This window comes from Amylibacter sp. IMCC11727 (assembly GCF_029854195.1).
Classification (GTDB): domain Bacteria; phylum Pseudomonadota; class Alphaproteobacteria; order Rhodobacterales; family Rhodobacteraceae; genus Amylibacter.
On sequence record NZ_CP122960.1, the window covers coordinates 1617956 to 1629287 of the forward strand.

At 53.2% G+C, this 11332-nt stretch carries 12 protein-coding genes; all 12 read left to right on the forward strand.

Going from position 1 to position 11332, the window contains the following annotated elements; genetic code table 11:
- The 12 genes from nuoF (at position 1) to QBD29_RS08260 (ending at position 11322) form a co-directional block, all read left to right on the forward strand.
- A complete protein-coding gene (gene nuoF, locus QBD29_RS08205; RefSeq protein WP_280100815.1) occupies positions 1-1296 on the forward strand; it encodes an NADH-quinone oxidoreductase subunit NuoF in 1296 nt (431 codons plus the stop codon).
- An 8-nt stretch (positions 1297-1304) separates the two neighbouring features.
- Complete coding sequence (locus tag QBD29_RS08210; RefSeq protein ID WP_280100816.1) at positions 1305-1760, forward strand: DUF3291 domain-containing protein; 456 nt, start codon at positions 1305-1307, stop codon at positions 1758-1760.
- A 112-nt stretch (positions 1761-1872) separates the two neighbouring features.
- Positions 1873-2271 (forward strand): DUF5333 domain-containing protein, encoded by a 399-nt coding sequence (locus QBD29_RS08215; protein WP_280100817.1) that lies wholly within the window; start codon positions 1873-1875, stop codon positions 2269-2271.
- Between the two features lie 218 nt (positions 2272-2489).
- The gene (gene nuoG / locus QBD29_RS08220) at positions 2490-4508 is read left to right on the forward strand and encodes an NADH-quinone oxidoreductase subunit NuoG (RefSeq protein ID WP_280100818.1); all 2019 of its coding nucleotides are present in this window, start codon (positions 2490-2492) and stop codon (positions 4506-4508) included.
- Between the two features lie 9 nt (positions 4509-4517).
- Positions 4518-4907 carry a hypothetical protein gene (locus QBD29_RS08225; protein ID WP_280100819.1) on the forward strand — a complete coding sequence of 130 codons (390 nt, stop codon included), beginning with the start codon at positions 4518-4520 and terminating at the stop codon, positions 4905-4907.
- A gap of 9 nt (positions 4908-4916) precedes the next feature.
- Positions 4917-5972 carry an NADH-quinone oxidoreductase subunit NuoH gene (gene nuoH, locus QBD29_RS08230; protein WP_280100820.1) on the forward strand — a complete coding sequence of 352 codons (1056 nt, stop codon included), beginning with the start codon at positions 4917-4919 and terminating at the stop codon, positions 5970-5972.
- Complete coding sequence (gene nuoI, locus QBD29_RS08235; RefSeq protein ID WP_280100940.1) at positions 5969-6463, forward strand: NADH-quinone oxidoreductase subunit NuoI; 495 nt, start codon at positions 5969-5971, stop codon at positions 6461-6463. Before nuoH ends, nuoI begins: the two co-directional genes overlap by 4 nt.
- Positions 6460-6858: a carboxymuconolactone decarboxylase family protein gene (locus tag QBD29_RS08240; RefSeq protein ID WP_280100821.1), complete on the forward strand. Its 399-nt coding sequence runs from the start codon at positions 6460-6462 to the stop codon at positions 6856-6858. Before nuoI ends, QBD29_RS08240 begins: the two co-directional genes overlap by 4 nt.
- Positions 6855-7469, forward strand: a complete 615-nt coding sequence (locus QBD29_RS08245; RefSeq protein WP_280100822.1) for an NADH-quinone oxidoreductase subunit J — start codon at positions 6855-6857, stop codon at positions 7467-7469. The genes QBD29_RS08240 and QBD29_RS08245 overlap by 4 nt, the downstream gene beginning before the upstream one ends.
- Before the next feature lie 2 nt (positions 7470-7471).
- The gene (nuoK, locus tag QBD29_RS08250; protein ID WP_280100823.1) at positions 7472-7777 is read left to right on the forward strand and encodes an NADH-quinone oxidoreductase subunit NuoK; all 306 of its coding nucleotides are present in this window, start codon (positions 7472-7474) and stop codon (positions 7775-7777) included.
- Positions 7778-7786: 9 nt separating this feature from the next.
- Entirely contained in the window at positions 7787-9778 is a 1992-nt protein-coding gene (gene nuoL / locus QBD29_RS08255) for an NADH-quinone oxidoreductase subunit L (protein ID WP_280100824.1), read from the forward strand.
- Complete coding sequence (locus QBD29_RS08260; RefSeq protein WP_280100825.1) at positions 9778-11322, forward strand: NADH-quinone oxidoreductase subunit M; 1545 nt, start codon at positions 9778-9780, stop codon at positions 11320-11322. The genes nuoL and QBD29_RS08260 overlap by 1 nt, the downstream gene beginning before the upstream one ends.
- The last annotated feature ends 10 nt before the right edge of the window (positions 11323-11332 follow it).

Sequence of the window (11332 nt, forward strand, 5' to 3'; positions counted from 1 at the left end):
ATGCTCGCTGATCAGGACCGCATTTTTACAAACATCTACGGTATGCACGACCGCACGCTGAAAGGCGCGCAAAAGCGTGGCCATTGGGATGGCACGGCCAAGATCATTAAGAATGGTCGCGATTGGATCATCGACGAGATGAAAAAATCTGGCCTGCGCGGGCGTGGCGGGGCAGGGTTCCCGACAGGTTTGAAATGGTCCTTTATGCCAAAGGAATCTGACGGTCGCCCGTCCTATCTGGTTGTGAATGCGGATGAGTCCGAGCCGGGCACGTGCAAAGACCGCGAAATCATGCGCCATGATCCGCACACGCTGATCGAAGGCTGCTTGATCGCGTCTTTCGCCATGAACGCGAACGCGTGTTACATCTATATTCGCGGGGAGTTCATTCGCGAGCGTGAAGCCCTGCAAGCCGCCATTGACGAGGCTTACGACGCAGGCCTTTTGGGTAAGAATGCTGCAAAATCTGGTTGGGATTTCGATCTCTATCTGGCCCACGGTGCGGGTGCGTATATCTGTGGTGAGGAAACAGCTCTTCTTGAAAGTCTTGAAGGCAAAAAAGGCATGCCACGCATGAAGCCACCGTTCCCAGCGGGTGCGGGTCTGTATGGCTGCCCGACAACTGTGAATAACGTGGAATCCATTGCCGTTGTGCCAACAATTCTGCGCCGTGGCGCGGATTGGTTCACCAGCTTTGGTCGTCCGAACAATGCTGGCACGAAATTGTTCGCCTTTTCTGGCCATGTGAACCACCCCTGTGTGGTGGAAGACGCTATGTCCACTCCATTGCGTGAGTTGATTGATCGTCACTGCGGCGGTGTTCGCGGCGGTTGGGACAACCTGAAAGCGGTTATTCCGGGCGGAGCCTCTGTGCCGCTGCTGCCAAAAGACATGTGTGACGAAGCCATCATGGATTTCGACTGGCTGCGCGAACAACGCTCTGGTCTTGGCACAGCGGCCGTGATCGTGATGGATCAATCCACCGATGTGATCAAAGCGATCTGGCGTTTGTCTGCGTTTTACAAACATGAAAGCTGTGGTCAGTGTACGCCATGTCGCGAAGGCACGGGCTGGATGATGCGTGTGATGGATCGTTTGGTCAAAGGCGAGGCAGAAGTTGAAGAAATCGACATGCTGCTCGACGTGACCAAACAGGTTGAAGGCCACACCATTTGTGCGCTTGGCGATGCAGCCGCTTGGCCGATCCAAGGTTTGATCCGTCACTTCCGCGATGAGATCGAAGACCGCATCAAACACAAACGCACTGGCCGCGTCAGCGCGGTTGCGGCGGAATAATCCAATCCATGACACATGAATTTCAGCTTGCCGAGTTCAATTTCGGCACGCTGAAATACGATTGGGATGATCCGCGTGTGGCGGATTTTCAAAACAACCTTGATTTGGTAAATGGCTTAGCCGCCAAGTCCGATGGTTTTATCTGGCGTATGCTTGATGATGAAATGGAAGCAGCGCAAACCGATGTGCAGGGTGTTTTCGCTAATCCGCGCACCGCATCCACACTGTCGGTTTGGCGCGATGTCGAAAGCTTATCGGCATTTGTTTGGAAAACTATTCACAAACGGTTTTATGATCGCAAAGGCGAATGGTTCGATCCGCAAGGCAACGGAAATTTTGTTATGTGGTGGGTGCCCAAAGGCCATAGACCAAGCATTTCCGAAGCAATGGCACGATTCAAACATTTGGAAACACATGGCGATAGCGATCATGCCTTTGGTTGGGATTACGCCAGAAAAACCTGATATTTCAGGGCTGAAACACGTCGTGAGCCTGCGTGTTATTGCATAACATCGGGCAGGGTCCCATCTTCCAATCAACAACGACCCTAAGGTCAAACTGATACAGGAGATGATCATGCGCCTGCTTATGATCGCAACATTGAGCCTTACTCTTGCCACCGCTGCCATGGCAAAACCGCCGCTTCGTGACGTGCAACATATCAATGATGGGTTGCTTTATGTTGGGCTCGCCGATGAAATTCGCAAAAACTGTTCCAGCATTTCTGGGCGTATTTTTAAGGGCGTTGCCAGACTGCGAGCGATTCATAAATCGGCGGTAGAGATGGGATATACAAAGGCTGAGATTGAAACATTCGTGGACAGTCGTGCAGAAAAGAACCGCCTAAAGGCCCGTGGACGCGCTTATTTGAAGGCAAATGGCGCAAGTTTGTCTAAGCCTGCGACTATGTGTGCATTGGGTCGAAAAGAGATCGCCGCGAACAGCGCAATTGGTACTTTGCTTTACGAAAATTAACCAAGCAAAACACTCAGATAATGCCATTTCTGGTAGGAACTCTCTGATTCCAGGGGCCATACCCTTTGAATTGGAAATTAGTACACTTTTTGCCACCAAAAACGCGTTTCTTTGGTTGAGGCCAGCGCCATCCTACGGTAATTGACCGAGAGGTGGTTTTTGACCGCCAACCATCGAAGACAAGCCCAGAGCGACCTTCGCTCGACTTGGGAGGCGGCATGACCGATTTGCGCAAAATCATCATCGACGATACCGAAGTAGAAGTGGAAGGCGCGATGACGCTGATCCAAGCCTGCGAAGTTGCTGGCGTGGAAATCCCTCGTTTCTGTTATCACGAACGTCTGTCGATTGCGGGCAACTGCCGTATGTGTCTGGTCGAAGTTGTCGGCGGCCCGCCAAAGCCTGCCGCAAGCTGTGCGATGCAGGTGCGTGATTTGCGCCCTGGCCCAGAAGGACAACCACCAGTCGTTAAGACAAAGTCACCCATGGTGAAAAAGGCCCGTGAAGGGGTCATGGAATTTTTGCTGATCAACCATCCGCTCGACTGTCCAATCTGCGATCAGGGCGGTGAGTGCGATTTGCAGGATCAAGCGATGGCCTACGGCGTCGATTTCTCTAGGTTCCGCGAACCAAAGCGGGCGGTTGATGATCTCGACCTTGGTCCGCTGGTTGATACGCAAATGACGCGGTGCATTTCCTGCACGCGGTGTGTGCGGTTTACCTCCGAGGTGGCTGGTATCACGCAGATGGGCCAAACGGGCCGTGGTGAAGATGCGGAAATCACAACCTACCTCAGCCAAACGCTCGATTCCGAGTTGCAGGGCAATATCATTGATTTGTGCCCAGTGGGCGCGCTGACATCCAAGCCTTATGCGTTTACCGCGCGGCCTTGGGAGTTGAAGAAAACAGAAACCATTGACGTTATGGATGCGCTTGGGTCCAACATTCGTGTGGATACAAAAGGCCGCGAAGTGATGCGGATTATGCCGCGCAACCACGATGGCGTGAACGAAGAGTGGCTGTCAGATAAATCCCGTTTTGTTTGGGATGGTCTGCGCCGTCAGCGTTTGGACAAGCCTTACGTTCGAGTGAACGGAAAGTTGTCTCCTGCCACATGGGGCGAAGCCTTTGCGGCAATCAAAACAGCAGTTGAAGGCAAGCAAGTTGCAGGTCTGATCGGTGATCTGGTCAGCACTGAGGCTGTCTTCGCGTTGCAGAATTTGATCGGTTCCTTGGGTGGTCAAGTGGAATGCCGCGTAGATGGTGCGAAGTTGCCCGCGGGCAATCGGTCCGCCTATGTGGGCACAGCAACTATCGAAGACATCGACACCGCGGAAATGATCCAACTCATCGGCACCAATCCACGGGCCGAAGCACCTGTGTTGAACGCCCGTTTGCGCAAAGCTTGGATCAACGGTGCGGATATCGGCCTGGTGGGCGAAGCGGTCGATCTGACCTATGATTATGCGCATATGGGTGCGGACAAATCCGATCTGGATGCGCTGGTTGCCAAAGACTTTGGCGCGGTGAAAGAGAAAAACTCTGTCGTTATTGTTGGGCAGGGCGCGTTGCAAGGTGCGGATGGCGCTGCTGTTTTGGCTGCTGCGATGACACTGGCCGAAAAGACGAACAGCAAATTCATGGTTCTCCACACTGCGGCTGGTCGTGTTGGCGCGATGGATTTGGGCTGTGTGTCTGACGGGGATGCAGATACGCTCGTTACAGGGGCGGATGTTGTGTTCAACCTTGGCTCTGATGAAACGACCATCGCAGATGGCCCGTTTGTAATTTATCAGGGCAGCCACGGGGATCGCGGGGCGCACCGCGCGGATGTGATCCTGCCAGCGGCCGCCTATACCGAAGAATCGGGCATTTTTGTTAACACCGAAGGTCGCCCGCAAATGACGGCACGTGCTGGGTTTGCGCCTGGGGATGCGCGGGAAAACTGGGCTATTCTGCGGGCTTTGTCTGCGGAACTGGGCCAGACGCTGCCGTTTGACAGCCTGTCCGCGCTGCGTGCGGCAATGTTTGCGCAAGTGCCACATCTGGGCGCAATTGATCAGTTGCCAGAAAACGACTGGACGCCGATCAAAGGTAAAGCCTTGAAAAAAGGCGCTCTGACGAACGCAATTTCTGAACATTATCAAACGAACCCGATTGCCCGCGCCAGCCAAGTTATGGCCGAACTGGCAGCAAACGCAGCGAGCCGCAAAGCGGCGAAACTGGCAGCGGAGTAATTTGTGAAGATGGCAACCCTGATAACCACATGCGCGGCACTGGCTGCTTGCACACCGACCAAAGGGCCGGTTGTGGATCAGGGTGCGTTCATGCCTGAATACGGGACCATCACGACCAAATTGCTGGATGGGGATCTCGTCAGTTTCGATGTGGAAATGACGGGTGCTCGCAATGATGATGATGTTTTGGCATTCAACGATTGCGCTGCGGCGCAATATGCGTTGATCCGTGGTGCTGGGTTTGTGCGCCGCGTGCGCAACGACGTAACGCGCAAGCGTGATGTTTGGATGGGAACAGGAATTTATACGCTGTCAGAGGGTCATCCTGGCGGCGTTGTTTCAATTGACGCAGAAGTCACGGCAGCTGAATGCCGTGCCAACAATATTCCGACGGTTTAGAGGCGGCTCATGGACGGATTTTTTGCAACGAACCTTGGCACACTGGTGATTATCATCGCGCAGTGTTTGCTGGTTACCGCGTTTGTCATGGTCAGCTTGCTGTTCCTTGTGTACGGGGATCGTAAAATTTGGGGCGCAGTGCAAATGCGGCGCGGCCCGAACGTGGTTGGCCCATGGGGTCTGCTACAAACAGTGGCCGATGCGGCGAAATACATCTTTAAAGAGGTGCTGATCCCAGCAGGGGCGGATAAAACCGTCTTCTTGATGGCACCCTTGCTGTCGTTCATTCTCGCTCTGATCGCATGGGCGGTTATTCCGTTTTCCGAAGACATGGTTCTGGCGAACCTGAACGTTGCGGTCCTCTACATCTTTGCGATTGGCTCGCTTGAAGTTTACGGCGTGATTATGGGCGGTTGGGCGTCAAACTCCAAATATCCGTTCCTTGGTTCTTTGCGCTCTGCCGCGCAGATGATCTCTTACGAGGTGTCCATCGGCTTTATCATCATCGGTATTATCATTTCCACGGGTTCCCTGAGCCTCGTTGATATCGTAAAAGCGCAAGAGGGCGGTTGGGGCCTGTTCAACTGGTACTGGTTGCCCCATTTCCCAATGGTATTCCTGTTCTTTATCAGTGCGTTGGCTGAAACGAACCGTCCACCGTTTGACCTTCCCGAAGCGGAATCAGAATTGGTTGCGGGCTATCAAGTAGAATATTCATCCACACCGTTCCTGTTGTTCATGGCGGGCGAATACATCGCGATTTGGCTGATGTGCGCACTGACTTCGATCTTCTTCTTTGGCGGTTGGTTGTCCCCAATTCCAGGATTGCCAGACGGCGCATTGTGGCTCGTGTTGAAGATGGCATTCTTCTTCTTCCTCTTCGCCATGGTAAAGGCCATCGTGCCGCGCTACCGCTATGACCAACTGATGCGGATTGGTTGGAAAGTGTTCTTGCCGCTCTCGCTCATCTGGGTGGTTGTGGTGTCCATTCTGGCATTCACAGATGGCGACGAACGGAACCTTGGCGGCCTGTGGGCACGCTGGGAAGTGGAGGCATCAGAATAATGGCTTTTGATTACGCTCGCGCGACGAAATATTTCCTGCTGCAAGATTTCTGGCAGGGTATGAAGCTGGGTCTCAAATACTTTGTGAAGCCCAAGGCCACGCTGAACTACCCACATGAAAAAGGGCCTTTGTCTCCGCGTTTCCGCGGCGAACACGCGCTGCGCCGCTATCCAAACGGCGAAGAACGCTGCATCGCCTGTAAATTGTGCGAAGCGATCTGTCCTGCACAGGCGATCACCATTGATGCGGAGCCGCGTGACGACGGCTCTCGCCGCACCACGCGCTATGACATCGACATGACGAAATGTATCTATTGCGGTTTTTGCCAAGAGGCTTGCCCAGTGGACGCCATCGTCGAAGGACCAAATTTCGAATTCGCCACCGAAACCCGCGAAGAGCTGTTTTATGACAAGGAAAAACTCCTGTCCAACGGCGACCGTTGGGAGGCAGAAATCGCCCGCAACATCGAAATGGACGCACCGTACCGATGAGCGATTTTTCTAAAATGTTCGAAGGCTTCATGAAGCAAGGTCAAGACATGGCCGAGCAGATGGGCAAAGAATTTGCCAAGAACCAAGCGGAGTGGTTGGGCAAAGCCAAAGGCATGATGCCCGAGGGCATGGCTGACATGGCGCAAGGTATGGTTGGCGATGGCATTGACGCAAAAACACGTGCATTGGCCACCGTTGCGGGTCTGACGGCCAAAGGCGCAGAAGACACCGCCGCGATCACAACAGCAATTCATGCGGCCACGGCTGCTGGCGCGTCAAAGCGCGAAGTCACTGAAACTATTCTACAAATGACAGCCATTGGCGCCGTTACGGGTGTTTCAAAGGCAATGATGGCGGCCATGGCTGCCTTCTCCACAGATGGGGGGTCCGTATGACCGTCACAGCAATGGCATTTTACCTTTTCGCAATCACAGGGGTGGGCGCTGGCCTGCTCGTTGTGTTGGCGCGCAATCCAGTCCACTCGGTTTTGTGGCTGATCCTTGCGTTCTTTTCCGCTGCTGGCCTGTTTGTGCTGATGGGTGCAGAGTTCGTCGCCATGCTGCTGGCCATTGTGTACGTGGGCGCGGTTGCGGTGTTGTTCCTGTTCGTTGTGATGATGCTCGATGTGGATTTCGCCGAACTTAAGGGCGGGATGCAGCGCTACATGCCGCTGGGCCTGTTGATTGGGTTGATCCTGTTGATCGAACTGGGCTTGGTTTACGGCCATTGGAATATGTCGGATGCCGCCGCTGGTTTGCGCCAATCCCCAACGCCCCCAATCGAAGAAACACATAACACGCTTGCACTGGGTCAGTTGATCTACACGGATTACATCTACCTGTTCCAAGCTTCTGGCTTGATCCTGTTGGTGGCCATGATCGGCGCAATCGTTCTGACACTGCGTCACCGCGAAGATGTGAAACGCCAAAACGTCATGCAGCAAATGCACCGCGACCCAGCGATTGCGATGGAGCTGAAAGACGTAAAACCAGGGCAGGGGCTTTAATCATGATCACCCTAGAACACTACCTTACTGTCGCAGCGATGCTGTTTGTGATCGGCATTTTCGGCATCTTTTTGAACCGCAAAAACGTGATCGTTATTCTGATGTCGATTGAGCTGATGCTCTTGGCTGTGAATATCAATCTTGTGGCATTCTCTGTGCATCTGGGCGACCTTGTGGGCCAGATTTTCACGTTGTTTGTGCTGACCGTTGCCGCCGCCGAGGCTGCGATTGGTTTGGCAATTCTTGTCTGTTTCTTCCGCAACCGTGGTACAATCGCGGTGGAAGATGTGAATGTGATGAAGGGGTAGATTTTACTCATGGAAACAATTCTCCTCTTTTCCCCACTGGTGGGCGCGCTGATTTGCGGGTTCGGGTGGAAGTTCATCGGCGAAACGGCGGCCACTTATGTGGCAACCGGGTTCCTGATGTTGGCGGCGGCGCTGTCTTGGGTCATTTTCTTTACCTATGACGCGAACAATGGTGTGGATGTGATCCCGCTGTTCCGCTTTATCGAAAGCGGATCACTGTCCACGGATTGGGCCATACGGATTGATCGCCTGACTGCGATTATGTTGATTGTTATCAACACCGTATCCGCTCTCGTCCATATGTACTCACTGGGTTACATGGCCCATGACGATCAGTTCAAAGAAGGCGAAAGCTATCGCCCGCGTTTCTTTGCTTATTTGTCGTTCTTCACATTCGCCATGCTGATGCTGGTGACATCTGACAACCTGTTGCAGATGTTCTTTGGTTGGGAAGGTGTGGGCGTTGCGTCATACCTGCTGATTGGCTTTTACTATCGCAAACCGTCTGCGAACGCAGCGAATATCAAAGCCTTTGTTGTGAACCGCGTGGGGGACTTTGGCTTTGCGCTTGGTATCTTTGGTCTGTTCCTGATGACCGACAGCATCAACTTTAGTGAGGTTCTTGACCCCAAGGCGGCAAAGGATCTGTCAAAAGAGACTTTCCAATTCCTCAGCTGGGAAGTGAATGCGCTTGAAACCATCACGTTCCTGCTGTTCGTCGGCGCGATGGGTAAATCCGCGCAGTTGATGTTGCACACATGGTTGCCAGACGCGATGGAAGGGCCGACACCTGTGTCCGCGCTGATCCACGCCGCGACCATGGTTACGGCTGGTGTGTTCATGGTGTGTCGTCTGTCACCCCTGATGGAATACGCGGTTTGGACGCCAAACTTTATCGTCTTTATCGGTGCCACAACTGCGTTTTTTGCTGCCACTGTTGGCCTCGTTCAAAACGACATCAAACGCGTGATTGCCTATTCTACATGTTCGCAGCTTGGTTATATGTTTGTGGCCGCTGGTGTTGGCGCGTATCCCGTAGCGATGTTCCACTTGCTGACGCACGCGTTCTTTAAGGCGATGTTGTTCCTTGGGGCAGGGTCCGTCATTCATGCCATGCACCATGAACAAGATATGCGTAATTACGGCAATCTGCGTAAGAAAATCCCTTATACCTTTGCGGCCATGATGATCGGTACATTGGCCATCACGGGTGTTGGTATTCCGCTCACTGGCTGGATTGGCTTTGCCGGTTTTGCATCAAAAGACGCCATCATCGAGAGCGCCTTTGCGGGTGGCACTGGTGTCGCAACGTATGCCTTCATCATGTTGGTCATCGCTGCGGTGTTCACCAGCTTTTATTCTTGGCGTCTGATCTTCATGACGTTTTATGGCGAAGAGCGGGGCGATCATCACACCCATGAACACGCCCACGAAAGCCCGATGGTTATGGTTCTTCCACTGGCTGTTTTGGCGGTTGGTGCGATCTTTGCAGGGATGTTCTGGTACGAAGATTTCTTTGGCAAAGTGAAGCACATCGAAGAATGGTTTGGTGCATCCATCTACATGAACCACGACACAAACCACGTGATCCACGATGCGCACTATGTGCCGACTTGGGTCAAGGTAAGCCCGTTTGTGGCCATGCTGATCGGGTTTATCGTGTCTTGGATGTTCTACATCAAAAACACAGCGCTGCCTCAGAAACTGGCCGCACAACAAAGCCACCTGTATCGGTTCTTGCTGAACAAATGGTACTTTGACGAGCTGTATGACACGATCTTTGTACGCCCTGCAAAATGGCTCGGCACATTCTTGTGGAAACGCGGAGATGGGGCTGTCATTGACGGTGCGCTCAATGGGTTGGCCATGACAATCGTGCCTTGGTTCACGCGTCTGGCTGGACGTGCGCAATCTGGCTATCTGTTCCACTATGCTTTCGCGATGTTCGTGGGATTGGCCGCTATTATTACATGGTTCGCAATCGGTGGAGGTTCACACTGATGGATAATCTTCTTTCTGTCGTCACCTTCCTGCCGTTGCTGGGGGCCATCATCCTTGCGGTGTTCCTGCGTGGAACAGATGCGGCTGCGCAAAAGAACGCCAAGTTGGTGGCATTGGTTGTCACAATTGCAACCTTCATCATTTCCATTGCGATCTACACGCAGTTTGATCCCAACAACACGGGCTTTCAGCTGGTTGAAGAATACGAATGGTTCGGCGGCCTAACGTATAAACTGGGCGTTGACGGTATTTCGGTGCTGTTCGTTCTACTGACTACATTCCTGATGCCGATTGTGATTGGCGCCTGCTGGTTGGTGACGGATCGCGTCAAAGAGTACATGATCCTGTTCCTAATCCTTGAAACGTTGATGATCGCAGTGTTCTGTGCGCTTGATCTGATCCTGTTCTATGTGGTGTTCGAGGCAGGTCTGATCCCGATGTTCCTTATTGTGGGCATTTGGGGGGGACAAAACCGCATCTATGCGGCGTTCAAGTTCTTCCTCTACACACTGTTCGGCTCCGTTTTGATGCTGGTTGCGATGCTTGCCATGTGGTGGGATGCAGGTACGACGGATATTCCGACATTGCTGAACCACACCTTCGCATCAGAATCATTCTCAATCGCGGGTGTAACAGTAGTGGGCGGTATGCAAACGCTGCTGTTCCTTGCTTTCTTTGCCAGCTTTGCGGTGAAGATGCCGATGTGGCCTGTTCACACATGGTTGCCAGATGCACACGTGCAGGCCCCGACAGCGGGTTCCGTGGTGCTGGCGGCGATCCTGTTGAAAATGGGCGGCTATGGCTTCTTGCGGTTCAGCTTACCGATGTTCCCGGTGGCCGCCGATGCGCTCGCGACCTTTGTGATGACCTTGTCTGTGATTGCCATTATCTACACCTCCCTTGTGGCGATGATGCAGGAAGACATGAAAAAGCTGATTGCCTATTCATCTGTGGCGCACATGGGTTTTGTAACCATGGGGATTTTCACACTGAACCAACAGGGCCTTGATGGCGCGATTTTCCAAATGATCAGCCACGGCTTTATCTCGGGGGCATTGTTCCTCGGGGTTGGGGTGATCTATGATCGGATGCACACCCGCGATATTGATGCCTATGGCGGCCTTGTGGTGCGTATGCCTGCCTATGCGCTGGTGTTTATGCTGTTCACCATGGCCAATGTTGGTTTGCCTGGCACGTCTGGTTTTGTTGGGGAATTCCTGACACTGACCGCCGCGTTTAAGGCGAACACTTGGATCGCCTTTGGGGCCACAACGGGTGTGATCCTATCTGCGGCTTATGCGCTTTGGCTTTATCGTCGGGTTGTCTTTGGCGACCTGATCAAAGAAAGCCTGAAAGGCATCACCGACATGGATCGCCGCGAACGCCTGATGATGGCGCCGCTGGTGGTGATGACTTTGCTGCTTGGGATTTATCCCGCGTTGGTGCTTGATCTGATCGGCCCATCGGTATCCGCACTCGTCGAACACGTACAATCTGCAACGCCTGAAACTGTGACAGCCGCAGTTTCCAAGGCCAGCCACTAACGGAGCGGGA

Excerpts from the sequence above, each read along its gene's own strand:
- nuoF (WP_280100815.1), top strand. The coding sequence starts at position 1 with ATGCTCGCTGATCAGGACCGCATTTTTACAAACATCTACGGTATGCAC.
- QBD29_RS08210 (WP_280100816.1), top strand. The coding sequence starts at position 1,305 with ATGACACATGAATTTCAGCTTGCCGAGTTCAATTTCGGCACGCTGAAA.
- QBD29_RS08215 (WP_280100817.1), top strand. The coding sequence starts at position 1,873 with ATGCGCCTGCTTATGATCGCAACATTGAGCCTTACTCTTGCCACCGCT.
- nuoG (WP_280100818.1), top strand. The coding sequence starts at position 2,490 with ATGACCGATTTGCGCAAAATCATCATCGACGATACCGAAGTAGAAGTG.
- QBD29_RS08225 (WP_280100819.1), top strand. The coding sequence starts at position 4,518 with ATGGCAACCCTGATAACCACATGCGCGGCACTGGCTGCTTGCACACCG.
- nuoH (WP_280100820.1), top strand. The coding sequence starts at position 4,917 with ATGGACGGATTTTTTGCAACGAACCTTGGCACACTGGTGATTATCATC.
- QBD29_RS08240 (WP_280100821.1), top strand. The coding sequence starts at position 6,460 with ATGAGCGATTTTTCTAAAATGTTCGAAGGCTTCATGAAGCAAGGTCAA.
- QBD29_RS08245 (WP_280100822.1), top strand. The coding sequence starts at position 6,855 with ATGACCGTCACAGCAATGGCATTTTACCTTTTCGCAATCACAGGGGTG.
- nuoK (WP_280100823.1), top strand. The coding sequence starts at position 7,472 with ATGATCACCCTAGAACACTACCTTACTGTCGCAGCGATGCTGTTTGTG.
- nuoL (WP_280100824.1), top strand. The coding sequence starts at position 7,787 with ATGGAAACAATTCTCCTCTTTTCCCCACTGGTGGGCGCGCTGATTTGC.
- QBD29_RS08260 (WP_280100825.1), top strand. The coding sequence starts at position 9,778 with ATGGATAATCTTCTTTCTGTCGTCACCTTCCTGCCGTTGCTGGGGGCC.